Source organism: Vibrio sp. SCSIO 43097, assembly GCF_023650755.1.
Lineage (GTDB): Bacteria > Pseudomonadota > Gammaproteobacteria > Enterobacterales > Vibrionaceae > Vibrio > Vibrio alginolyticus.
On record NZ_CP071840.1, the window covers coordinates 2,241,741 to 2,266,210 of the forward strand.

The 24,470-nt window shown below is 44.5% G+C and carries 27 protein-coding genes; 6 read left to right on the top strand and 21 right to left on the bottom strand.

Going from position 1 to position 24,470, the window contains the following annotated elements:
• The first annotated feature begins 278 nt into the window (after positions 1-278).
• On the top strand, positions 279-686 hold the full coding sequence (locus tag J4N40_RS10940) for an H-NS family histone-like protein (RefSeq protein ID WP_005378185.1): 408 nt from the start codon (positions 279-281) through the stop codon (positions 684-686).
• 128 nt (positions 687-814) lie between these two features.
• Here J4N40_RS10940 and J4N40_RS10945 read toward each other — a convergent pair whose 3' ends face one another.
• Positions 815-2,119: an inosine/guanosine kinase gene (locus J4N40_RS10945; RefSeq protein ID WP_005378187.1), complete on the bottom strand. Its 1,305-nt coding sequence runs from the start codon at positions 2,117-2,119 to the stop codon at positions 815-817.
• A gap of 117 nt (positions 2,120-2,236) precedes the next feature.
• Entirely contained in the window at positions 2,237-2,506 is a 270-nt protein-coding gene (locus tag J4N40_RS10950) for a hypothetical protein (protein WP_005378190.1), read from the bottom strand.
• A 188-nt stretch (positions 2,507-2,694) separates the two neighbouring features.
• On the opposite strand from J4N40_RS10950, the gene mnmA reads away from it, so the two are divergent.
• The 3 genes from mnmA (at position 2,695) to purB (ending at position 5,971) form a co-directional block, all read left to right on the top strand.
• The gene (mnmA, locus tag J4N40_RS10955; RefSeq protein WP_005378192.1) at positions 2,695-3,819 is read left to right on the top strand and encodes a tRNA 2-thiouridine(34) synthase MnmA; all 1,125 of its coding nucleotides are present in this window, start codon (positions 2,695-2,697) and stop codon (positions 3,817-3,819) included.
• Between the two features lie 10 nt (positions 3,820-3,829).
• On the top strand, positions 3,830-4,447 hold the full coding sequence (gene hflD, locus J4N40_RS10960; protein ID WP_005378194.1) for a high frequency lysogenization protein HflD: 618 nt from the start codon (positions 3,830-3,832) through the stop codon (positions 4,445-4,447).
• Between the two features lie 153 nt (positions 4,448-4,600).
• Positions 4,601-5,971, top strand: coding sequence for an adenylosuccinate lyase (gene purB, locus J4N40_RS10965; RefSeq protein ID WP_005378198.1), 1,371 nt, complete (start codon positions 4,601-4,603; stop codon positions 5,969-5,971).
• 133 nt (positions 5,972-6,104) lie between these two features.
• Here the strand turns inward: purB and J4N40_RS10970 are convergent, their stop codons facing one another.
• The 9 genes from J4N40_RS10970 to htpX all read right to left on the bottom strand — a co-directional run bounded on the left by J4N40_RS10970 (position 6,105) and on the right by htpX (position 13,323).
• Positions 6,105-6,638, bottom strand: a complete 534-nt coding sequence (locus J4N40_RS10970) for a DUF3833 domain-containing protein (protein ID WP_005378200.1) — start codon at positions 6,636-6,638, stop codon at positions 6,105-6,107.
• Entirely contained in the window at positions 6,638-7,231 is a 594-nt protein-coding gene (locus tag J4N40_RS10975) for a chalcone isomerase family protein (protein WP_025766881.1), read from the bottom strand. The genes J4N40_RS10970 and J4N40_RS10975 overlap by 1 nt, the downstream gene beginning before the upstream one ends.
• Entirely contained in the window at positions 7,191-7,703 is a 513-nt protein-coding gene (locus J4N40_RS10980) for a DUF2878 domain-containing protein (protein WP_025766882.1), read from the bottom strand. Before J4N40_RS10980 ends, J4N40_RS10975 begins: the two co-directional genes overlap by 41 nt.
• 6 nt (positions 7,704-7,709) lie before the next feature.
• Positions 7,710-8,966: an SAM-dependent methyltransferase gene (locus tag J4N40_RS10985; protein WP_025766883.1), complete on the bottom strand. Its 1,257-nt coding sequence runs from the start codon at positions 8,964-8,966 to the stop codon at positions 7,710-7,712.
• On the bottom strand, positions 8,960-9,778 hold the full coding sequence (locus tag J4N40_RS10990; RefSeq protein WP_025766884.1) for a DUF1365 domain-containing protein: 819 nt from the start codon (positions 9,776-9,778) through the stop codon (positions 8,960-8,962). The genes J4N40_RS10985 and J4N40_RS10990 overlap by 7 nt, the downstream gene beginning before the upstream one ends.
• A gap of 1 nt (position 9,779) precedes the next feature.
• Positions 9,780-11,090 carry an NAD(P)/FAD-dependent oxidoreductase gene (locus J4N40_RS10995; RefSeq protein WP_025766885.1) on the bottom strand — a complete coding sequence of 437 codons (1,311 nt, stop codon included), beginning with the start codon at positions 11,088-11,090 and terminating at the stop codon, positions 9,780-9,782.
• A 12-nt stretch (positions 11,091-11,102) separates the two neighbouring features.
• Positions 11,103-11,828 carry an SDR family oxidoreductase gene (locus J4N40_RS11000; RefSeq protein WP_025766886.1) on the bottom strand — a complete coding sequence of 242 codons (726 nt, stop codon included), beginning with the start codon at positions 11,826-11,828 and terminating at the stop codon, positions 11,103-11,105.
• Positions 11,825-12,244 (bottom strand): nuclear transport factor 2 family protein, encoded by a 420-nt coding sequence (locus tag J4N40_RS11005; RefSeq protein ID WP_005378211.1) that lies wholly within the window; start codon positions 12,242-12,244, stop codon positions 11,825-11,827. The genes J4N40_RS11000 and J4N40_RS11005 overlap by 4 nt, the downstream gene beginning before the upstream one ends.
• Positions 12,245-12,453: 209 nt before the next feature.
• Complete coding sequence (htpX, locus tag J4N40_RS11010) at positions 12,454-13,323, bottom strand: protease HtpX (RefSeq protein WP_005388085.1); 870 nt, start codon at positions 13,321-13,323, stop codon at positions 12,454-12,456.
• 509 nt (positions 13,324-13,832) lie between these two features.
• Between htpX and J4N40_RS11015 the strand changes: the two genes are divergently transcribed.
• Positions 13,833-14,000: a hypothetical protein gene (locus J4N40_RS11015; RefSeq protein ID WP_005378215.1), complete on the top strand. Its 168-nt coding sequence runs from the start codon at positions 13,833-13,835 to the stop codon at positions 13,998-14,000.
• Between the two features lie 81 nt (positions 14,001-14,081).
• On the opposite strand, the gene bioD is transcribed toward J4N40_RS11015, so the two are convergent.
• The 4 genes from bioD to bioB are packed head-to-tail and all read right to left on the bottom strand — an operon-like array spanning position 14,082 to position 17,776.
• Positions 14,082-14,768: a dethiobiotin synthase gene (gene bioD, locus J4N40_RS11020; protein WP_025766887.1), complete on the bottom strand. Its 687-nt coding sequence runs from the start codon at positions 14,766-14,768 to the stop codon at positions 14,082-14,084.
• Positions 14,765-15,586, bottom strand: coding sequence for a malonyl-ACP O-methyltransferase BioC (gene bioC, locus J4N40_RS11025; protein ID WP_005388087.1), 822 nt, complete (start codon positions 15,584-15,586; stop codon positions 14,765-14,767). The genes bioD and bioC overlap by 4 nt, the downstream gene beginning before the upstream one ends.
• Entirely contained in the window at positions 15,586-16,737 is a 1,152-nt protein-coding gene (gene bioF / locus J4N40_RS11030) for an 8-amino-7-oxononanoate synthase (RefSeq protein WP_025766888.1), read from the bottom strand. The genes bioC and bioF overlap by 1 nt, the downstream gene beginning before the upstream one ends.
• Positions 16,724-17,776: a biotin synthase BioB gene (gene bioB / locus J4N40_RS11035; protein WP_025766889.1), complete on the bottom strand. Its 1,053-nt coding sequence runs from the start codon at positions 17,774-17,776 to the stop codon at positions 16,724-16,726. The genes bioF and bioB overlap by 14 nt, the downstream gene beginning before the upstream one ends.
• A gap of 130 nt (positions 17,777-17,906) precedes the next feature.
• Between bioB and bioA the strand changes: the two genes are divergently transcribed.
• Positions 17,907-19,187, top strand: a complete 1,281-nt coding sequence (gene bioA, locus J4N40_RS11040) for an adenosylmethionine--8-amino-7-oxononanoate transaminase (RefSeq protein ID WP_064368027.1) — start codon at positions 17,907-17,909, stop codon at positions 19,185-19,187.
• 69 nt (positions 19,188-19,256) lie between these two features.
• On the opposite strand, the gene J4N40_RS11045 is transcribed toward bioA, so the two are convergent.
• The 6 genes from J4N40_RS11045 to lolA all read right to left on the bottom strand — a co-directional run bounded on the left by J4N40_RS11045 (position 19,257) and on the right by lolA (position 24,414).
• Positions 19,257-19,523 (bottom strand): DksA/TraR family C4-type zinc finger protein, encoded by a 267-nt coding sequence (locus J4N40_RS11045; protein ID WP_033905078.1) that lies wholly within the window; start codon positions 19,521-19,523, stop codon positions 19,257-19,259.
• Positions 19,524-19,660: 137 nt separating this feature from the next.
• Positions 19,661-20,101 carry a hypothetical protein gene (locus J4N40_RS11050; RefSeq protein ID WP_213966517.1) on the bottom strand — a complete coding sequence of 147 codons (441 nt, stop codon included), beginning with the start codon at positions 20,099-20,101 and terminating at the stop codon, positions 19,661-19,663.
• Positions 20,095-20,826 carry an ATPase gene (locus J4N40_RS11055; protein ID WP_250654246.1) on the bottom strand — a complete coding sequence of 244 codons (732 nt, stop codon included), beginning with the start codon at positions 20,824-20,826 and terminating at the stop codon, positions 20,095-20,097. Before J4N40_RS11055 ends, J4N40_RS11050 begins: the two co-directional genes overlap by 7 nt.
• 206 nt (positions 20,827-21,032) lie before the next feature.
• Complete coding sequence (serS, locus tag J4N40_RS11060) at positions 21,033-22,340, bottom strand: serine--tRNA ligase (protein WP_005437179.1); 1,308 nt, start codon at positions 22,338-22,340, stop codon at positions 21,033-21,035.
• Positions 22,341-22,431: 91 nt separating this feature from the next.
• Entirely contained in the window at positions 22,432-23,787 is a 1,356-nt protein-coding gene (locus tag J4N40_RS11065; RefSeq protein ID WP_020196990.1) for a replication-associated recombination protein A, read from the bottom strand.
• Positions 23,788-24,414, bottom strand: a complete 627-nt coding sequence (gene lolA / locus J4N40_RS11070) for an outer membrane lipoprotein periplasmic chaperone LolA (RefSeq protein WP_009705737.1) — start codon at positions 24,412-24,414, stop codon at positions 23,788-23,790.
• Between the last annotated feature and the right edge of the window lie 56 nt (positions 24,415-24,470).

Genomic DNA, 24,470 nt, shown 5'->3' on the forward strand with positions numbered 1-24,470 from the left:
TAATAACTCAAATTTTTTTATAAAAAACCAAGCTATCACTCTCTCTATACAATAATGACTGTTGATTTTAGTTCTCATCTAATAATGATTTATTTCGAGTGTAATAATATTAATTGCTTTAAAAAATAGTCAAATTTAAACAAAATCTTGATTTAGCATTTGCACATAAGGAAAAGATAAAGTTAAATATAAGGACTCTTTGTTTATTTATAGATTGGCATTATTTAATCGTAACGATAAAAAGTGCCCAACACATTAACCTTTTAATAGGAATCGTTATGTCAGAGCTGACTAAAACCCTTCTAAATATCCGTAGCCTTCGTGCATTTTCTCGTGAGCTGACTCTAGAACAATTGGAAGAAGCTCTAGATAAACTCACTACTGTCGTAGATGAGCGTCGTGAAGCAGAAGAAGCAGAACGCGCAGCACAAGCAGAGCAAGAAGCTAAGCTTGCAGAGATTGCTGAGAAAATCGCTCAAGACGGTATTGACGTAGAAGCACTTATTACTGCGCTATCTGGCGAAACTAAGACGAAAGGCAAAGCGAAGCGCGCACCTCGCCCTGCTAAATACAAATACACAGATTCAAACGGTAATGAGAAAACTTGGACTGGCCAAGGTCGTACACCTTCGGCGATTCAAGAGCAACTTGATGCAGGTAAATCTCTGGATGAGTTCCTAATCTAGATCCGTGCTATTTTTTAAAAGGCTCCCATAGGGAGCCTTTTTTATTTAAACCATTACAAATAAAAAAGGCACATTTCTTAATGTGCCTTTTACTTTAGTTACAGAATAGTTAATTAAATCGCTTCGTATTAACGTTCCCAGTATGCTTCTTCTAGGCTATCTTCTCGCTCAGGAAGTCCGCGCGACAATCGTGGTGAATGTTGCACGAGAACTTCGTAGCTAGCACGGTTTGCGTATTTGCAGACTTGAGAAAAAGAAGAGTAAGTTAAATACTCGTTACTGTGCTTGCTTGAATTAGGCACATTTTCTTTATGGTATTTATTTGCTGCCATATCATGAAGAACAGCAGATAACGCGGCATCACCTGCGCCATTTGTATTCTTAATTTTTTCTGGACCACCCATATATGGCGAGATATGCGAGTACACTTTTATTGGCGTCTCGCATGAGTCTTTTTTCGCCGGACGACTAAATTCATAACGATTAAATTCAGCAATTGACCCTGGAAGTAATGGCAAAGAAGTTTCGCGCTTCGCGCTATCTTCCGTATACCCAGCCATAAATAGACCTACAGGACCCGCCGTGCACAATACTAAATCAGCCCACTCCAATGTTTTATCAGACGCAGCAAGTGGATCAGATTCCCCCGTCAGTGCTTCTGCTTCATCTTCATTCATCGCAACGACTGAAACGTTATCTCGAATGAATTCTTGCCAATATTTAGGGTCATCTTGAATAACAAACTTTGTGCCTAAAGTCAGAACAACAGGCACATCATTCTTTTTCGCGTACTCAATCGCTTTCATTGTTGCTTCCGGCATTGGGTCGCCGTCTTTGCAACGTACTAGATATGACGTCAGTACAAGTGCTGATGCATTTTTAAAGATTTTCTCTGGAATGCTATCAGGATGGAGTTGGTTCATTTGCCCTTCGCTGATAGCAAAAGTACGTTCGCCGTCTTCTGTGATAAGAGCAAAACAACGGCCAATTGCACCATCTACACCTTGTAGGTAGTTCAAGTCCATGCGGCTTGATGTATTACAAAGATAACGGTAACCGTAGCTGCCAATCTTAATATCCTGGCTCATCACTCCAAGTAGTGTGGAGCGATCATCCGCTAGCACGGAGTAGTTATGTAGCGTGTTACCAATGGTACCGCCCGCATACTCATTGGTAATCAAGTTCTCTTCTTTCAGTTGCTGGTATAACTCTTCTGCTCTTTCGTCATCGATAACCAGAGAGTGACCTTTACTCAGACCGTACTTTTCAATCACATCCGTTGTAACTTTTGCTTCAATATCAACCAAGGTTTGGTCAATACCAATGATGTGAGTGCGCGTCATCTTCTTGCTTTCTTGTGCTTGGCTCACCAGCGGGTCACGAGCATGAACAGGAAAATAGTGCTTCGATTTGCGTTGTCCAGGAAATTTCATATTGTCAGTCTGAGTAAGGGGATGAAAAGGAGAGCGGATTCTATACCGCTAATAATAAAGCAGCAATAAAAGCGATTATAGCAAACGTTTGCTGACAGCTTTTTTCTTTTAGGTGGCTTATTCACCTTCCATAAAGCTGAGATCTGGTAGTTGCTCAAGGTGCTCGCTATAACGCTTTAGGTTGAACTCACCTTCATTCTTCATTACATCAAAAATCTCAATTGACATCGCACATGCCATCATCGCAACCGCATCTTCACGTGGTGTGCCAGTCATCATTAAACGCATAAGGGTTTCTTTTACTTTAAGCGGGTTGCCATCTTCGAGCTGATTTTCAACAATTTCAATCAACTCACTTTCTTGCATAAATTGGTTTTCTTCTGTCATTTGGTGTTTCCTCTTGGATTTTGGCCAACTATGCCATATATACCTCTTCTATACTTGCGAAATTACTCGTTCGAATCTTTGTTGAAGAAAAATCCAGCGAAACGAATTGTGATTTCGATCTCGGATCTGTCACCGGTCTGTGGATTCTGATAGAATCTGCATCCCGTTTATTTAAGTGGTGTTTAGTAATGTCTGATAACAGCCAAAAGAAAGTCATCGTCGGTATGTCCGGCGGCGTTGATTCATCTGTTTCCGCGTATCTTCTAAAGCAGCAAGGCTACCAAGTAGAAGGCCTTTTCATGAAGAACTGGGAAGAAGATGACAACGAAGAATATTGTACAGCGGCAGAAGATCTTGCTGACGCTCAGGCAGTATGTGACAAGCTAGGCATCCACCTACACACTATCAACTTTGCTGCCGAATACTGGGATAACGTATTTGAGTACTTCCTTGCTGAATACAAAGCTGGCCGTACTCCGAACCCTGACATTCTTTGTAACAAAGAAATCAAGTTCAAAGCATTCCTAGAATTCGCTGATGAAGTACTTGATGCTGATTACATTGCAATGGGCCACTATGTGCGTCGCTCTTTCCCAGAAAATGGTGAAAAACCACAGATGCTGCGTGGTCTAGATGGCAACAAAGATCAAAGCTACTTCCTGTACACATTAAGCAACGAGCAAATCGCACGTAGCCTATTCCCTGTTGGTGACCTAGAGAAGCCAGAAGTACGCCGCATTGCGGAAGAGCAAGATCTAATCACGGCGAAGAAGAAAGACTCTACTGGTATTTGTTTCATCGGTGAACGTAAGTTTACGGAATTCCTGGGTCGCTACCTTCCAGCTCAGCCTGGTAATATCGAGACTCCAGAAGGCGAAGTGATTGGTCAACACCAAGGCCTGATGTACCACACACTTGGTCAGCGTAAAGGTCTACACATTGGTGGCCGTAAAGGCGGCGGTGGTAACGAGGACCCATGGTTCGTTGGTGAGAAAGATCTAGAACGTAACGTTTTGATTGCCGTTCAAGGTAAAGACCATCCAATGTTGAAATCAGAAGGTCTACTTGCATCACAACTTCACTGGGTAGATCGTGAGCCAATTCGCGATGTTATGAAGTGCACAGTGAAAACTCGTTACCGTCAGGAAGATATTCCTTGTACAATCATCCCTATCGATGATGAAAACATTAAAGTTATCTTTGACGAGCCACAAATTGCTGTAACTCCAGGTCAATCAGCAGTGTTCTACAAAGGTGACGTGTGCCTAGGTGGCGGCATCATCGAGCAACGCATTAAATATTCTCAAGCTTAGGAGTCGTTACGTGGCGAATACACTTTATGACCGTACTATCGCTTTTGCTGGGATTTGCCAAGCTGTTGCTTTAGTTCAACAGGTAGCGAGAAACGGACATTGTGATCAAGATGCTTTTGAAACATCAATCAACGCTATTTTGAGCACTAACCCTGCTAACACAGTTGGCGTATTCGGTCGCGAAGCCGATCTAAAGCTCGGCCTAGAATGCTTGGTTAAAGGGATTGATAGCACACCATCAGGCAGTGAAATTACTCGTTACATTATTAGTTTAATGGCGTTAGAGCGTAAGTTAAGCTCTCGTAACGATGCTATGTCTCAGCTTGGTGATCGTATTCAAATGGCCAAGCGTCAGTCAGAGCACTTTGAGCTACTAGACGATCAAATGATCAGCAATTTAGCGAGCATCTATCTGGATGTCGTTAGCCCTATTGGCCCACGCATTCAAGTAACGGGCACGCCATCTGTACTGCAGCAGACGGCAAGCCAACACAAAGTTCGTGCGCTGTTGTTATCTGGCATTCGTAGTGCAGTTCTTTGGCGTCAAGTTGGTGGTAAGCGTCGCCACCTAATCTTCGGGCGCAAGAAGATGGTAGAGCAAGCACAAATCCTTCTTGCTCGTCTGTAGTAAAATATCAAATAAGCAGCTCGCGTTTATCGCGAGCTCATTTTTTTCGACTAAAACAAATCTCGCGCAAACGTTTGCGCAATATTCGTGACAATTGCCACAGTTATTGGTATAAAGCTCACGAAATTTAGAAACCCAATTCAGGAGAACATCATGGAACTGTCAGCATTGACTGCTGTTTCACCAGTAGACGGCCGTTACGGAAGCAAGACAATTGCGTTACGCGAAATTTTCAGTGAATACGGTCTACTAAAGTACCGTACTATCGTTGAAATCCGCTGGCTACAAAAGCTTGCTGCTACTGCTGAAATTGCAGAAGTGCCAGCGTTTAGCGCAGAAGCAAACCAATTCCTAGACGACCTTGCTGCAAACTTCTCTGAAGAAGATGCACGCCGTATCAAAGAGATCGAGCGTACAACTAACCACGACGTAAAAGCGGTTGAGTACTTCCTAAAAGAGAAAGTAGCAGACGTTCCTGAACTGCACGCAGTAAACGAGTTCTTCCACTTCGCATGTACTTCTGAAGACATCAACAACACATCACACGCTCTAATGCTTAAAGAAGCGCGTGAGAACGTGATTCTTCCAGAAATCCGTAACCTAATCGACGCTATCAAAGCACTAGCAGTGGAATACCGCGACATTCCTCTTCTATCTCGTACACACGGTCAGCCTGCTTCTCCATCTACTATGGGTAAAGAAATGGCAAACGTGGCGTACCGTATGGAGCGTCAATTCAAGCAAATCGAAAACGTTGAGATCCTAGCGAAAATCAACGGTGCAGTAGGTAACTACAACGCACACCTTTCTGCTTACCCAGAGCTAGATTGGCACAAGTTCTCTGAAGAGTTCATCACAGAGTCTCTAGGCGTAACTTGGAACCCTTACACAACTCAAATCGAACCGCACGATTACATCGCTGAGCTGTTCGACGCTATCGCTCGTTTCAACACTATCCTGATTGACTTCGACCGTGACGTTTGGGGTTACATTGCACTAGGCCACTTCAAGCAAAAAACTATTGCTGGTGAGATCGGTTCTTCAACAATGCCTCACAAAGTTAACCCAATCGACTTTGAAAACTCAGAAGGTAACCTAGGTCTTGCGAACGCTGTATTCGGCCACCTAGCACAGAAACTGCCTATCTCTCGTTGGCAACGTGACCTAACTGACTCAACGGTTCTACGTAACCTTGGTGTTGGTGTTGGCTACGCTATCATCGCTTACACTTCGACACTTAAAGGCATCAGCAAGCTAGAAGTAAACCGTGAAGCGCTTCTTGCTGAACTAGACAAGAACTGGGAAGTACTAGCTGAGCCAGTACAAACCGTTATGCGTCGTTACGGCATCGAGAAGCCATACGAGAAGCTGAAAGAGCTAACTCGTGGTAAGCGTGTAGACGGCGAAGCAATGCGTAACTTCATCGACGGTCTTGAGCTTCCTGAGCACGAGAAAGCACGTCTGAAAGAAATGACACCAGCGAACTATATCGGTCAAGCAATCGAGCTGACAGATAAGCTGTAATACTCCTGTAACGACCACATACTTAAAAGGTTGACGCGAAAGCGTCAACCTTTTTTAGTTAGGGGAGTTAGGTCGGGAGAAAATAATTTTAGTTATATGGAATGGATTATTAATTGAAGATCAGCCCCATTTGTTATGGCTGCTTTTGGAAGAACAAGGTTATTGTTCCTACTTCCACACCAAACTTTTTTATTTTCGTTAGATTGAAAACGTGTCTGTCATCCTGACGATAAAGCCAATCATCAAAAGCAACCGTCACTGATGAATCCTCCATTTGTAGCTCAAAGTCATATTGCCACTGTAGCGCATTGCCCTGCTCTTCCCCTGTTGCTACACCTATAATATCGTCTGCCTTACCTTCATAACTACCGTCTTCTAATCTAGTGATAACCCAAATTCGCTGGTCCACCTCTCCGTCATCAAACACGAAGTCTTCCACCAGCGTCAGCGTATCACCTTCTACAGTACCCACTATATCGACTTCAAAGCGACGGGTTTGCTGTTCGGTATAATCTTGCACCATCCCCCACGCCTTTATGTCGCCTTCGAAATAACCGAATACGTCAAAAGTCGGTGTAGAAGAGCGGTAATTATCAATGTCTGCGGAACATGCCGAAAGAAAAACAGCTGCCACTAAAGTCGCTGATTTAAAAATTCGTTTAAGCACTATCTAACCTGCCCTATCAATTGTTTTCGGAGTTTCGGGAATTCTGTGTTGGGTGATAACCATATAGCTAAAAATGCATCGTTCATTCGTTCGTCTTCAATGATGCCAACGTTCTTTACTTGCACGTCCCCAACCTGCTTATAAAACAGCTGACCAGATTTTCCATCTGTTAGATAAGTAAGCTCGTCACCTTTTTGAATATCAGGAAACATACGATCGAGCTCGCTGATCCAGGCTTTTCGATATGAGTCCGTAAAACCCAATTTCGCCCACTGCTCATCCGTCACATCAAGCAGCTGTTGCTTACTGATGTCTCTCTTGTAATTAATTTCCAACGCAAGGGGATGTGGCGATACGTCATCGCTTACGATGAACTTTCCATCAGGCGCTTTTAATCTTGAGTGATAAATATCGAAGATGAACCAGGTAAGTTGGGCTTCTCCAACAGTTTTCCATCCCTTCCAATTAGCAATGTTGCTAGCAGCTTCGCTGTTTCCAACGGGTTGAGCTTGCAGAGCAAAAGAACCAGTTACTATTACCAACGCAAGCAACCTAGTCAGTCTCTGAGTTAAAACTCTCTTCAAGCTTTTCATTTCCGTACACCTTGAGTATCAAGAGCATCATGACGCACCATTCGACAAACAACATTGCCAGTGTAGCGCCAGTGCTAAATCCAAATTCAACGGCTTGGAGCTTATAGCCAGCAAAGTAGCTCACTGTTCCTCCGAGTCCGCCTACTATTGATACGTAGGTTTTTGGGAAACGGTACAAAATTGACTTAAGTTGATAGGCATACCAAGAAAACAAAACCCACAAGCATAATAACCAGACTGGCAGCCATGGGGTTGGAAAGACAAAGACCGAGAGTTGTTGATTGAGCGTATCAAGCACGAGCCCGCTCGTGACGATCACACCAATACTTTTGAGCGAAGATGCGTCAGTTTTCAAACAATATAGTAGGGTTGCCAAAGTAAGGAATAACGTCACCCATTGCCATTGATAGGTTCCAAGCACCGCTGCAAACCAGCAGAGTTGGAACCATGTCGAAGCAAGAAATACCTTCATAACGAACTACGGGCGTTGAAACGTCATGTGAACTGCACTGATCGTGCGAGCCAAAAAGCCCCCTTCACAGTAGCTCAAATAGTAGCGCCACATACGCACAAAGCGATCGTCGTAGCCAAACGAGCGCACTTCATTCTCTGCTCGATTAAAACGAAGGTGCCATTCGTTCAGCGTCTTGGCGTAGTCCAAACCAATATCGAACAAGTCTCGCGTCACTAAGTCACTGTACTTTGTTGTTGCTTGGGTTAGTGAGGTTACCGACGGTAAAAAACCACCCGGGAAAATGTACTTTTGGATAAAGTCGACGTTGTTACTGTAGTAATCGTAACGCTGATCGGCAATCGTAATCGCTTGAATCGCCATCAAGCCACCAGACTTCAATAAAGACTCACAGACCTTAATGTACGAAGGCAGGAATTGTTTGCCCACAGCTTCAATCATTTCAATAGAAACGAGCTTGTCATAAGTGCCGGTTAGGTTTCGGTAATCTTCTTTGAGTAGAGTGATTTTGTCTTCTAAGCCACGCTCTTTGATTTTTTGCTCCGCGTACGCGTGTTGCTCTTCAGATATCGTTGTTGTGGTGACCTGACAACCGTATTGTTCAGCCATGTAAATCGCCATAGCGCCCCACCCAGTGCCAATTTCAACAACATGATCGGTAGATTTCAGCTCAAGTTGCTGACATAGACGATCCATTTTGTTGATTTGAGCCTGCTCTAGAGAGTCGTCCGCATGATTGTAAAGCGCCGACGAGTACAGCATATTGGTGTCAAGGAACGCTTCGTATAGGTTGTTACCCAAGTCGTAATGCGCATGGATATTTTTACGTGAGTTCTCTTCAGAGTTTCTGTTTGACCAATGGCTGAACTTGTACAGTATTTTAGTCAACCAACTGCCTTGCTCTTCGAGTTTATCTAGAGCACGCATGTTAAGGGCCATCAGTTTCATTAATGAGGTTAAATCGGGGCTATCCCACCACCCATCCATATAAGCCTCACCAGCAGCAATACTGCCGCCCTGCAAGATCCGTGAATAAAAGCCTGGATGTTTTACCTCTATAGTAGCGACAACAGGTTGACCACTGTACTCCCCATTTGGCGCACTAAAACGCTCGCTTCGCTCTGTCGTTTCCGTCTTAAAACTTTCAATAACTGTTAAGCAGCCGATTTCCATTTTTTGCAGACATTGAAAAATAACTCCGCGAGCCGCTTTTTGCGTTGTCGTCAATTTACGCGGCAATGTCATAGAACTAGTATTTAACATGCAGAATTCTCCTTGTGCTTTTTATTTTTTTTGTCTGTTTTTTCAGTATCGGCTTCTATTTCTTCATGCGTTGAATATTTAGGATGAGAATAAAAAGGTGCGCCTTTCACCCAAAGTTTTAATGCGTGCCAATAAATACCAACCATTACTTTTACCGTTTGTATTGGTGTAACGATCAAACACCTCAATAAGGTTTTGCTTGAAAGTGGCTTGGCTTTCATAACCATGGTGGCATCAAAGTGTTTCTCTCCTTTGTGACATTCAAGATGAATATTCAACTTGTCTGTCAAAGGTTTAATTCTCCAGCGGTAGAGTTGGTCAATCGGGTTGAATGGTGAAACATGGAATGCTTTAACTTGTTCCCAACCAAACTTTTCTTCTTCTTTATCTGCTGACACCACGTAGTAATGTCGTTCATTCCAAGGAGTGTTACTCACCTCTGCGAGGAGATACTTCCATTCTCCTTCCGCGTTATAAACGTAGTAGAAATTAACGGGACTGAAATAAAGTCCTAGATAACGCAAGTGACAGACTGCGATTACCTTGCCGGTACAGCGAACACCTGTCAGTTCTTCAATTTTGCTGTGCACTGCCGACTTGACGCTACCTTCACCAATGTAATCACTGCGCTTGAAGCGAGCCCAATGCCACCAACGCGAACCAAAACCCCATACTTTTTTCTCTAAAGCATCGATCTCGTCTACATCAATGGCGGGCATAAATAAAGAGTAGTTCAACTCATGATTCACCGGCGTGAATCGACGGTGACGAACGTTGCCTATAAACAATCGGCTGTTCATTTGGCTATCCATATCACGCTGCGCCTTTTTCGAAAGGAACCACATTTTGTTCGCGGTACTTTTCTTCTAGTTCTTTCACAACATCAAGCGCGCTACGCACGCCATCTTCATGAAAACCGTTGTACCAATAAGCCCCGCAGAACCAGGTACTTTGTTTGCCCTGTATCTCATCTTTGCGCTGCTGCGCTGCAATAGACTCAGTGGTGAATACTGGATGATGATAAGTGAACGAACGCAAGACTTTATTTGAGTTAATTTGCTCAGTACTGTTCAACGTTACACAAAACGTGTGTTCTGATTGAATATGCTGAAGAATATTCATGTTATAAGTGAGCGAAGGGAGGCGTTGCTGTTCCTCTTCACTTCCTTCCAATAGGTAGTTCCATGATGCCCATGCTGCCTTACGTTTTGGTAGTACGGCAGAGTCGGTATGAAGAACAACTTCATTGGCTTGGTATGTCATATCCCCCAAGATTTCCTGCTCAATTGGGCTGATATCCTCTAGCGTTCTCATTGCTTGATCACTGTGACAAGCAAAGATAACGTCATCAAACCAATGTGTTTCTCCGCGAACTTGAACGCCAACCCCTTTTTCGTTGCGAACCACTTTTTCGACAGGACTATTAAGACGAATATTCTCGACAAAGCCTTTAGTCAATGGTGGAATGTATGAACGTGAACCACCTTTAATCACATACCATTGTGGTCGGTTAGTCACATCTAGCAGACCGTGGTTGAGGAAGAAACGTAAGAAGAACATAAGAGGGAATGCGCGCATGTCAGCCAAAGTCGACGACCAAATCGCAGCGCCCATCGGTAATATGTAGTTATCGGTAAAGAAAGCACTGAATTTGTGTTCGTCAAGGAACTCACCTAACGTCTGAGAGTGCGTGGACTGCTCGCTAGCGAAGCGCTTGGCAAGTTTATTGAAACGAAGTATCTCGAAGATAAATCGATAAAATTTAGGGTTTGCCCAGTTACGTTTTTGAGCAAACAATGTCGACACTGTGTGGCCGTTGTACTCTAGTCCGTTCCCATCATTTCTGACACTGAAGCTCATTTGAGTCGGCAGACCTTCAACGCCAATCTCGCTCATCATTTTAATGAAATTAGGGTACGTACGGTCGTTATAGACGATGAACCCAGTATCTATCGCGTATTCTTTACCATCAAGGCTCACATCAACGGTTGCAGTATGGCCACCGATGTAATCGTTCGCTTCAAACAGCGTTACATCATGTTCTTTATGCAAGTAATAACCACAAGTAAGGCCAGAGATTCCCGTTCCCACAATCGCTATCTTCTTTCTTCCTGCTGTTTTCATTTTTATTCCTTCTTATGATACGAGTTTAGCAGTTAGGCGAGCTTGCCAACTGTATGGAAGTAACGAGATAAAACGTAAAATACTGGTAAATCTCGCCGGGAAATAGATATAGGTCTTGTTGGCGGCTAACTGCTTCCTGATAGAGTCCGACGCTTGCTGAGTAGAAATGATCATTGGCATTTCGAAGTCGTTTTTGTTAGTCAACGGCGTTTCAACAAAACCAGGAAACACCGTTACCACTTTGATCCCTTTCTTTTTCAAGTCGACGGCGAGCGTGCGTGCAAAATAACTGACTGCCGCTTTGGATGCGCCGTAAGCTTCAGCACGAGGCAATGCCACTTCTGATGCGATAGAGCCAACAATAACAATGCGGTGCCCTCTCTCTAAATGCACTTGGCAGCCTTCAACGCAGTTGGCAACACCGACAACATTTACGTTCATCACACGCGCCATGAGTTTCGCGTCGACCACTCCCTCATCCATGTACTCACAATCGCCTGCGTTAAAAACCCATGTGTTTGGCGTAAATGGCAAATTAGAGAGCGCCTGCTGAGTTTCCTCATAATTTGTCACATCAAACTGCAATGTATGAATTTTGGAGGAAACTGCCTCCAGTTCTGCAAGAACATCTTGATTCCGACCACAAGCAATCACATTCCATTCTGAGTTCGCGTAATCTAGGGCAAGCTGCCTTCCTATTCCGGAGGTGGCGCCTGTGATTAAGATGGTGTTGTTCATTGTCCTAACCTCTGCTTGATGGTTTTAACGACTGAACCAAGTAACGGTAAATGCTCATAGAGCATCTCTCCGAGATCAAAATAGTCTCGGTGATAAATGACCTGACCTTCGCTAAATTTGAGGTGCGAAACACCATTGACGAGAATAGGCGCACCCTTCTGAAGTTTGGGATGCTGAAGGTCCATTGTCCAAGTTAGGAAGCCTGTATCTCCGACTTGTTGATGCTCATGGATTACAAAATCACAACTGATGACGTTGGCATATAATGAGGTGAAATAATCCGAAAGTGCTGGCCATCCTTCTAAACGATGCGCTGCGTCCTCAAATACTACATCTTGGTGATATATATCCTTAAGCAGATGTAAGTTCGCTTTGTTGAGCTTTTGATAGATATTGCCAACAGACTGTATGTCCATTTTTTACTCCTACACGCCCATTAAGTTGTACAAAATTATTATATGTACAAGATAGTTCATTCCACCAAAGTTGTACAAAAATAATTTTGTATAACTTTATTTCTGTAAGTAGTACGTGATGAAGTTCGCACGCGATCAATCGGCGAAAAAAAAGGCTTGGTCAAAACCAAGCCTTTTCAGCAGATTAACAATTATTTAAGTAGGAACAATTAGTATTGCTGGCCTCGCAACGCTGCAATACGTTTATCTAGCGGAGGGTGGCTCATTAATAGCTCAGTCAGCGACTGCTTGCCATTGATACCAAACGCCATCATGGTGCCATCCAGTTGAGATTCATGACTCACCTTCAAACGCTCTAGAGCCGCAATCATTTTTTCTTTGCCAACGAGGCGCGCAGCACCTGCGTCCGCGTGGAATTCGCGATGACGGCTGTACCACATAGTCAAGAAGCTAGCTAGGAAACCAAATACCAGTTCAAGCACCATGGATACGCCAAAGTAAACCATCATATTTGTACCTTGGCCTTCTTCATCATCGTTCGATGCCACGATATTGGCAATAAAGCGTGATAGGAAGATAACAAACGTGTTCACGACACCTTGCATCAACGTCATCGTGACCATATCACCATTTGCAATATGGCTCACTTCGTGTGCAAGTACTGCCTCTGCCTCATCACGAGTCATATTGTGTAAAAGACCAGTAGAAACGGCGACAAGAGAGTCATCTCGTTTTGCACCTGTCGCAAATGCATTGATATCTGGTGAATCATAAATAGCCACCGTTGGCATACCAATACCCACTTGTTGAGCTTGACGACCCACAGTTTCGACTAACCAATGCTCCGTTTCGTTGCGCGGGCTTTCAATGACCATACCACCAACCGAGCGTAGCGCCATACCCTTTGACATCATCAACGAAATAAATGCGCCACCAAAACCAAATACAGCAGCCATTACAAGTAAACCTGACAGACTGCCTGGTTGCATTCCAGTTACAGCGTAAACAATATTCAGAACAACACTAAGCACTAGCACGACAGCTAGGTTAGTTGCTAGGAATAACATAATTCGCTTCATTACTTTTCTCCGAGGAAGCTTATCGTTTTTTTAAAACGGATTGTTATAAGGAACAAATGGTAATCGCTATAAAAGCCAATTCCGTTGATTTTCATGTTCCGTGCGTTATAGATATAGTCTATCCGCGATAAAAACAAGGTTAAGCAATAAATTGCAACATTTGTTTTCGGGACTGAAATATTTAATTCAAGCGATTTCAAAACATGCTTTGGTAGGAGCCGGAACCTCCGTTCATATACATTTATCAAAATGATGAAATAAGCTCTGACCTACCCATCATCTATTGATAGATGATCTTGGTGTTAAATCTATCACCTCTTAGCAACTTAGCTAGAAATTTTTTAATAGACCAAAAACAGTACGTTAGCTCTGCTATAGACTTTGGTCTTATTGTGCGGCTACATGGACATGCTAAATTCGAATGAGATGAACAAAACAGAGTCACTCTAAGTACATTGCAAAAAGTGCATTGGGTGAGCTCAAAAACTCCATGTATTGAGGGAAAAACCATGGTAGAAACTAACGACTATCAAATGGCTATTGATTTACTGCGTTGTCACCTAGGCATCTCAGAGGACGAGGCAAAGCAACAACTTGGTATTTCAACCGATCATCATATGTCTCAGCGTGTTGCAGAAACACAACAAGCATTGATGGGGCTCAGCCAAGATAAGTAATCTGACTTTTTAGGTTACACCAACAAGAAAGGGCTGCATTGCGCAGCCCTTTGGTTTTTTAGTCTTTTACCCTAAACACCATTAGTCAGTGTTTAGCAACGGCTCTACATTAATGTACTTGCCTAGCTCTTTACGTTTAGCACTTGGAATATATGGAATTTCCCCAAGCTTAGGTGCATCGATACGTGCTTCTAGCATCTCGATAATGTCAGCGTAGTGCTCTGTGCCTGGGTTGACGCGGTTTGCCACCCAGCCAACAAGATTCAAACCATCCGCTTTAATACTCTCTGCTGTGAGTAAAGCGTGGCTCAAACAGCCTAATTTAATGCCAACCACCAGTACAACAGGTAACTGCTCTTCTTTTACCCATGTAGATAAACAGTCCGTATCGGATACTGGCACACGCCAGCCTCCAGCACCTTCAACGAGAACAACATCGGCTTGCTGCTTATGTTGAGCCAGTTTTTGACTCAGAACATCGTAACTTATTTCGACATGTTCATGCTTCGCTGCAATGTGGGGAGAAGCAGGCAACTCTAAAGCGTATGGGTTCACATCATCATAGTCCACATCGAGTGTTGCGGCGTCTTGTAAGTGTAAAGCATCAGAGTTACGCCATCCGGCTTCAGTCTTGTCACTCCCTGCTGCCACTGGCTTATAACCAATAGTGTTTAGTCCTTTTGCGGCGATCGCTTGCAAAATGGCTTTAGACGCTACCGTCTTTCCAACATCAGTATCCGTACCAGCAATAAAAAAAGCATCAATCATAGATGTATTACTCCAAAACAAACCTGATAACTTGCAGGTAGAAGACCTTGATCGTTTTTAAACGCTTGGTACGCATGCTCAACTTTTAACAAAGTCTCGCGACTAGTTAAACCGTGTGAGCGCCCGCTTACGTGATTTGCACCTATACCTTTGAGGTCACGCATAACTGAAAATGCAGAGTCGTACCAAACTGTGATGGTGGTCAAGTCTAGTTGATGGCTGTCACATCGAGATTGCGCTAACGCAATTTTTACCTGATTGAGCGTTAGAAAGTTATTGACGTGTTGATATGCATCAATTTTTTCCCATGATGCACGCAGCTCATACAGTGATCCATCAACCAGTGTAGAGAACCACGCTTTCCCACCATTTTTTAGCACGCGGCGCACTTCTTTTAGTGGGTAACTTAAATCTGTACACCATTGCAGCGCTAAACTTGAAAACACGTAATCGAAGCTATCATCGTCAAATGGTAAGTTTTCAGCATCAGCAACTTGGTAATGCATTCGTACTGCACCACAACGCTGCTCTGCTTTATCTAACATGGCTTGAGAGATATCGCCGCAGACTACTTCCGCACCGCGTTGTTGAAGTAGTTGGGAGAAATAACCCGTGCCACAACCTAAATCCAATACACGTTTTCCCGTCAAGTTTTCAGGAAGTTTATCAAGCAGCTGATGCCCGACATCACGTTGAAAAGCCGCATGTTTATCGTATGTTTCTGCTGCTTTACCAAACGAAGAGGCAATCGCGTCTTTATCTTGATGGAAACTCTCTAACGCAAGCGTTTGCGCTAATGCGGTAGTTGCATTATCCATTACAGCGCTCCTAATGCTTGCTTCAATGCGATTGAAAGCGTTTTAACTTGTTCATTAGTGTGATTGGCAGTGAGTGTTATTCGAAGACGAGACGTTCCTTTAGGCACCGTCGGAGGGCGAATAGCAGTCACCCAAATACCGTTTTGGCGACAAGCACCTGCTACTCGCAAAGCCAATTCAGATTCACCAATCAAAAAGGGCTTAATCGAAGTTTGAGTCTCAACAAACCCCTCAAGGCCGCTAAGGCTATCTCGATACACTTCACTAAGCTCAGAGAGCTTTTCACGTCGCCAAGACTGCTCTTGAACCATCGAGACTGCATGAGTCAACGCATACGCTTGTGCTGGCGGTATCGCCGTGGAATACACATGGTGACGAGCAAACTGAGTTAAAAAGTCCCCCGTTGCGTGGTCACATAAAATAGCTGCGCCAGACGTACCAAACGCTTTACCGAAGGTAACGACCAATAACTCAGGCTTAACCGCGGCATGCTCGCAAGAGCCACCACCGGATTGACCAAGAACGCCAATACCATGAGCGTCATCGACAGCAAGCCAAGCATCATGACTGCGAGTGACTTCAGCTATATCGCTGAGCGGCGCACAATCACCGTCCATGCTGAACACCCCTTCAGTCACAACCAGATGGTTGTCTTCGCTATTAATCAGCGATTTCAGGTGCTCGATGTCATTGTGCTTGAAACGCTTCATCTTAGCTGGTGACAACGTCCCCGCTTCCATCAGTGAGGCATGGTTCAAACGGTCTTGGATCAATACGTCTGACTTTTCTAACAAGGTGAACAACAAGGCTTGATTAGCACTGAACCCAGAACCAAACAAAATTGCTCTGTCGTAACCCAGCCATTCGGTCAGTGCGGCTTCTAAATTGCTGTGCGCGGCACTAAAGCCAGTCACCATCGGTGATGCCCCACTACCACTGCCGTATACACTCAAACCTTGCTGCCAAGCACGAACAAGCGCTTGGTCATTGGCCAATCCCAAATAATCATTACTTGAGAAATTAATGTAGCGTCTACCTTCGTGTTCCAAAACGGACTGGTTACCGGCAAACACCACATTCATAGAACGATTCAACCCTTGCGTTTTACGCTCAGCAAGGGCGGACTCGATACGAGATTTAAACGCTGGCATCGTAGAAAAGGTCGTCTTTTGTTGGACGAGCAGCAACACGCTCTACGACGCGATCGAGTAACTCATTTTCTTCGATTTCATCAGGCTTTTGAGACACCTCTTGGCTGTTAATGCCGAGCTTATTGAACAGCATCATGTCTTTGTCTTCTGAAGGGTTTGGCGTGGTCAGAAGTTTGCAGCCGTAGAAGATGGAGTTTGCACCCGCCATAAAACACAGCGCTTGCATTTGTTCGTTCATGTTTTCACGGCCAGCGGATAAACGAACGGCTGATTGAGGCATCATGATTCGTGCAATCGCAATCAGGCGAATGAAATCAAATGGCTCAACATCATCCACTTCTTCCAACGGTGTGCCCTTTACCTTCACGAGCATGTTGATTGGAACGCTTTCAGGGTGTACCGGTAAGTTAGCCAATTCAACCAACAAACCTGCTCGGTCATTGGCACTCTCACCCATACCGATGATGCCACCAGAACAAATCTTCATGCCGGCATCACGAACGTGAGAAAGCGTATCTAAACGGTCTTGATAAGTACGTGTGGTAATGATGTTGCCGTAAAATTCAGGAGACGTATCTAGGTTGTGGTTGTAGTAATCCAAACCTGCGGTTGCCAGTTGTTTTGCTTGATCTGGTGTCAACATGCCTAATGTCATACACGTTTCTAAACCCATGCCTTTCACGCCTTTGATCATGTCGGTCAAATGTGGCATGTCACGCTCTTTCGGGTTTTTCCATGCTGCGCCCATACAGAATCGAGTAGAACCAGCATTTTTGGCTTTTTGCGCAGCATCGAGTACGCGTTCTACTTCCATCAGACGCTCTTTCTCGATGTCTGTGGTGTAACGAGCACTCTGAGGACAGTACTTACAATCTTCTGGACAAGCACCTGTCTTAATCGACAGAAGCGTGCTTACTTGAACATGGTTGGTTTGTTGATATTGACGATGTACAAGCTGCGCTTCGAATAGGAGATCCATGAATGGTTTTTCCATGAGATCGCGCACTTCAGCATGCGTCCAGTTATGACGAACTTCCACGTGTATTCCTTTAGTCACTTTTGTTGTTGTGTTGACAGTCTACTGAGTCTCGATAAACTGTCAACACAACACAAAAGAACAAAGTTTACATTTGTTTGTTTTTTAATCTTAATTGTTATTGGAATCGCACATGGATCTCGCCTTCGACCGCCAGCATATCTGGCATCCTTACACTTCGACATTGACACCTCTGACCTGCTACCCAGTGGCATCAGCAAGTGGTGTTCACATTAAATTGGAAGACGGTACTGAGCTTGTCGATGGCATGTCTTCTTGGTGGTCGACGATCCACGGCTACAACCATCCGCATTTAAATCAAGCCGCTCACCAGCAAATCGATCAGGTCTCTCACGTGATGTTTGGCGGGATTACCCACCAGCCAGCAATCAGTTTGTGTAAGAAGCTACTGTCCCTAGCACCAAGTAATCTTGAACATGTATTCCTTGCCGATTCAGGCTCCGTTGCCGTAGAAGTCAGCTTAAAAATGGCACTGCAATATTGGCATGCAAAAGGCGAACGCCGACCGAAGTTTCTTACTTTGCGACACGGTTATCACGGCGATACGTTTGCGGCGATGTCGGTTACCGATCCTGACAACTCAATGCACTCTCTTTACAAAGGCTTTTTGCCTGAACATATCTTTGCGGAGTCACCAACTTGTGGTTATTGGGATGAATGGAAGCCAGAGGACCTTACCGACTTCGAGCACAAGATTGAAACGCTCCACCAAGAACTTGCTGCGGTGATCCTTGAGCCTATCGTTCAAGGCGCAGGTGGCATGCGCATCTACCATCCAGAATTTCTCAAAGGCGTGCGTAGACTTTGCGACAAATACGGTCTGTTATTGATTGCAGATGAGATCGCTACCGGTTTTGGACGCACAGGTAAATTGTTTGCCTGCGAACATGCGGATATTCAACCAGACATTCTGTGTGTCGGGAAAGCACTTACTGGCGGCTACATGACCCTCTCTGCGACCCTCGCGAGCAAACACGTAGCAGACACTGTTTGTGGTGGTGATGCTGGGTGTTTTATGCACGGTCCAACCTTTATGGGGAATCCACTCGCTTGTGCCGTAGCTACTGCAAGTTTGGAATTGATCGAGCAAGGTGATTGGAAGCAACAAACCCAACAAATTGAAACGCTGTTTTCTGAGTTACTACCAAAACTTGAAGAATACGACTTGGTGAAAAACACCCGTTGGTTGGGTGCTATTGGCGTAGTGGAGACGCTTCGCCCTGTGAATATGGAAACCATCCAAGCCTTGTTTGTTGAACACGGAGTGTGGATTCGTCCATTTGACAAACTGATTTATATGATGCCGCCGTTCATCAGCAAGCCAGAAGATATTGAGAAGCTAGTTAACGCGATTGATGCAGCGTTGCAACGTAAAGACTGCTTCGCTTCATAGTTCCATTCAATACGAAAACGGTTTGAGTATGAGACTCAAACCGTCTCGTTATTTATTAGAGCAGTAAAGCTATCGAAGTTGACTGTCTTTACTCGCTCGTCGATTGAACAATGCTTGGCGTTGAGATACCAATTCGATTGTTGACTGACATTCGATACACAAACGAACGCCTTTCATTGCAAGACGACGCGCTTCTGGGATCTCATCACCACACTCATCGCAGTAATGGGTGCTCTCACCCTTTGTGATACTGCCACGAACACGGGAAATCTCGTCGTCTATTGTGTTTTGAATTTGTTGGCTGACGCTATCGTCGTTTGCCCACCCTACGGCCATAAGCCCTCCTCGTTACTTGAATGAGAAAATCTACTTACCGTGGTAAGGTGGATGATTATATCGATTACAAATAACAAGATAATTAGGGTAAATTCGAAAACACTATTACGTTTTGGTAATAATTACTCTGCAAACGATTATTCGGTACTCTCATGGAAAAGCAATGCAAGGTTACTCATACTCCCTTCCTCACATTCAAAGTACTGCGTTTGCTCAGGCTCTCTCAAAGTAACACTGAGTATCTTCTCTACCTCACCAAACTCCTCGCTAAAGTACTCACTGACTAATATGACGAGCTCACCAATACTAAATTCCAGTGACTTCTCATCTACCAACGCTCGATGGTAATGTTTGATACGATAATCTTGAGGTTTAATGCGCAGTAAAACTGGGCTTTGATTCACAATGAACTTATTAAAGATAAGCCCACCTTTGCCTTGCTCTATCGAAATACTAAAATTCATAGTTTTGTTTACTGAACATTCAAAGACTTTTCTGGGCGAGGTGCTAGCAACGGCAAACGTGCTCATCATGGCAACACTTAAGCCCCAAGTAGCCACCAACCGTTTCATTACCATTCAGCCAACACTTTAAATAGCGCTTGTTCAGACATACGGGTTAATACATATCCGTGTGAAGATGAATACGAGCCACTGAGTACACTATTCTCTTTCTCAATAACGATATCCTCGATGCCGTCAGCGTTGTAATCACCTTTTGCTACAATCGTAATGACTTGAAAGCCATCGGTCGCGTCGAAGTACTCTGCTCTCACTTCACTGGAGACATGAGTTCTTTGGATATGGTCTGCTTCATCCCACGTTGATAGTGTCTTTGCTTTCTCAGCACTTTCGTTAGAAATAACAAAAGCAAGCGCACTTGGAGTCAAACTAGGAAAGCTATCATCTAACTTAAATTTCGATATATATGAGCGCTTAGAGGCGGTTAACTTTGCCATCTCACTCCATGTTTGGCACTGAGTTAAATACGCCTTATACGCGCCGTATTCATAAGCTTTAGCCGCAGTAAAGCCCGCAGAGTTTGCAATCGCTAAGTCTTTGCAATTAGACACCGATTCCGTGTCACCAGCCGCACTTGCCAACTCAAGCCCGTATCCCCAGTCGAGTGAATTACGAAGCTGCATATTTTCTTTGGAAGGTTGCGCTACTTGGCGTGTAAAAAAGCGGTTGGTTCGCTCACTATCTAAGTATTGAGGCTGGATAAGTTTACTTGCGATAACACTCTCACTAACGAGTAAGGTAAGCGCAAAAGTTACGAGAAATGAAAGATGATTTACTGGCATAACGTTTAACAACAAGGGCAGATGAAGCAATTAGCTTGTCACGTGAAATACCGCTTAGAAAAATATCATTTATCTCGTACTGCCAGATTCTGGGCGAGCTCGTCACTAATGCGTGTGCTAATTACATAACAACGTATTTTCACTCGACGCAGATAACAAAAAACCCAGCACTGAGGCTGGGTTTTGGTGTTCTAGTGGTTAATGAATTAACCGATGTGCGTTGCGCCCGCCATGTACTTCTGAAGTACTGTAGGGATTGCAATGCGGCCATCTGCTTCTTGGTTGTTTTCTAGGATAGCAACCATTGTACGACCTACAGCAAGACCAGAACCGTTTAGCGTGTGTACAAGCTCAGGTTTCTTCTCGCCTTTACGACGGAAACGCGCTTGCATACGACGAGCTTGGAAGTCCCACATGTTAGAACATGAAGAGATTTCACGGTAAGTTTCTTGAGCAGGAACCCAAACTTCTAGGTCGTAAGTTTTACGAGCGCCGAAGCCCATGTCACCTGTACATAGAACCACTTTACGGTAAGGAAGCTCTAGAAGTTGTAGAACTTTCTCAGCGTGACCTGTTAGCTCTTCTAGTGCGTTCATTGAATCTTCTGGCTTAGTGATTTGTACTAGCTCAACTTTGTCGAACTGGTGCATACGAATCAGACCACGAGTATCACGACCGTAAGAACCTGCTTCTGAACGGAAACATGGCGTGTGAGCTGTCATCTTAATTGGTAGATCCGCTTCGTCAGAAATCGTGTCACGAACTAGGTTCGTTACTGGCACTTCTGCAGTAGGGATTAGAGACAGTTTACGTGGCTCTTCGTCGTTTACTTTTTCTACTAGCGGCTCAGTGTGGAAAAGGTCTTTACCAAACTTAGGAAGCTGACCAGTACCGAATAGGCTGTCAGAGTTTACTAGGTAAGGTACGTACATTTCTGTGTAGCCGTGCTCTTCAGTGTGAAGATCCAGCATGAACTGAGCGATTGCACGGTGTAGGCGAGCGAATTGGCCTTTCATCACGATGAAACGTGCGCCAGTGATCTTAACAGCACTTGCGAAGTCTAGACCGTCACCCATTTCGCCTAGGTCAACGTGATCTTTCAGTTCGAAGTCGTAAGACTTTGGCTCACCCCAACGAGAGATTTCAACGTTGTCGTTTTCATCTTTGCCATCTGGCACTTCATCTGCTGGGATGTTTGGTACAGAAAGCGTGAATTCGTCTAGTTGAGCCATTACTTGCTCAAGTTCAACTTTCTTCGCATCAAGATCGCTACCTAGAGTACCGATTTGTTTCTTGATTTCTTCTGCGCCTTCTTTGTCGCCAGCCGCCATTTTTTGGCCGATTTGCTTGGAGATGGAGTTACGCGTGGATTGTAAATTTTCTACTTCTACTTGAATGGACTTACGTTGTTCTTCAAGTTTACGAATAGTATCTACGTCTAGCTTAAAGCCACGACGCGCCAGTTTAGCAGCTGTTTCATCCAGCTCTGTACGAAGTAATTTAGAATCCAGCATTGTTAATCCTATGCTTTTTGTTGTGAAATCACGCGCACTTTCCAAGCGTACGCGTTAAAAAAATTTACTGAACAAATGTATCCAAAAACGCCTACTTTTCATAGCGCTTTTGTGGGCTATTTGCGTCTAAAGTAGCCAAGTAATCTAACTTTTCGCCGATTTTGGTCTCTAGACCACGATTTGTCGGCTGATAGTACCTACGATCGCCCATTTCAGGTGGCAAATATTGCTCACCCGCAGCGTAAGCGCCAGGCTCATCGTGAGCATAACGATACTCTGCACCGTAACCCATGTCTTTCATCAAACTGGTTGGTGCATTTCGAAGGTGATGCGGCACTTCATATTCAGGTAAGTTATGAGCGTCTGTGAGCGCTTGTTTCCATGCCACGTAAACAGCATTACTTTTCGGCGCACACGCTAAGTACACGATCGCCTGTGCAATCGCACGTTCACCTTCTGCTGGACCAACTCGGGTGAAGCAATCCCAAGCAGACAGTGCCACTTGCATTGCGCGAGGGTCAGCATTACCTACATCTTCAGAAGCGATCGCCAATAAGCGTCGAGCAATATACAAAGGGTCACAACCAGCAGCAATCATACGCGCAGACCAATACAGCGCAGCATCCGGGTTTGAGCCACGAATTGATTTGTGAACCGCAGAGATTAAGTCGTACCAGATGTCACCTTTGTTATCGAAGCGAGAGACCTTCTCCCCTGCTACCTCCGCAAGCAACTTAAGCGTGATCTCTTTTTCACCTTGCGCATTGTCTTCTGCCATGTCGTAAAGCAGCTCAAGATAATTGAGAGACATACGAGCATCACCGTTTACCAGTTCTGCTAGGCGGTCTAATACGTTATCAGCGAAGTGTGCTGGCGTATTACCCAGCCCACGTTCTTTATCGCTAATGGCTTGGTTCAACGCCAACGAGATTTCATCTTTGTCGAGAGACGTTAGCTTGTACACACGTGCACGTGACAGCAATGCGTTGTTTAGCTCAAACGATGGGTTTTCTGTCGTCGCTCCAATAAAGGTAACCGTGCCATCTTCAATATGCGGCAAAAACGCGTCTTGCTGAGATTTGTTGAAGCGATGCACCTCATCCACAAACAAGATGGTGCGGCGACCCGCCATTTTGTTCTCACGTGCTTTCTCGATTGCTGCACGGATTTCTTTCACACCAGATGTCACGGCAGACACACGCTCAACTTCAGCATTGGCATAGTTTGCAGCCACTTCTGCTAATGTCGTTTTGCCTGTGCCCGGTGGTCCCCAAAGGATCATCGAGTGAATGTGACCCGCCTCTAGCGCACGGCGCAGTGGCTTACCGGGACCTAAAATGTGCTGCTGTCCGATGTATTGTTCGATCGTTTCCGGTCTCATACGAGCAGCAAGGGGACGAAAATCTTCGTCCCCCGAGAAATCTAATGTGTAATTGCTCACTACCAATTAATTCCTTTGGTCATCCACTTCCACACCTTTTGGAATTGTGAACGTGAATCTGTCTGCTTTTGGTTTACCAAGCTTCACGTTATTAAAGGTGAACAAACCTTTTTGACCGTCTTGTTCAACCACATTGAAACCTTTCACCACACCTTTAGCATCAATATTAATCTGGAATTGACCTTGTGTGGAGTCTACTGCAGTAGGAATGAGGATGAACTCATCACCTTTTTGGGAAATCTTGTAGTTATCCCAATCACTTGCGCGATTACGCGTTAGCAAAACAAATGGCGTTTGCTCTGTTGCTTGTTCTTGCCAGTAGATACTCACTTGCTCGATGAATGGGCTGTAGTACCACAATGTCTTACCGTCAGAAACCAGTAGGTTTTCATCTGGGAATGTTGTGCTCCAACGGAACAGGCTTGGACGAGCGATTTCAACCGTGCCTTCTCCTTCCATCACCGTTTCGCCTTCAGGGCTGATAACTTGCTGAGAGAAATCCGCACTAAAGCCATCATTCATAGAAAGGCGTTTGTTTAATTCATCTTTAGGAGATGCTGCGTGTGCAGTAGAAAAGAGGGAAAAGCTTAAAACAAGCGCAGAGAAAAGTTTCGCTGAAAATAGTTTTTTCATTCAGATACCTATTATTAGAACCACTCACCTCAGTTGGACTGAGGTGAGTAACACAA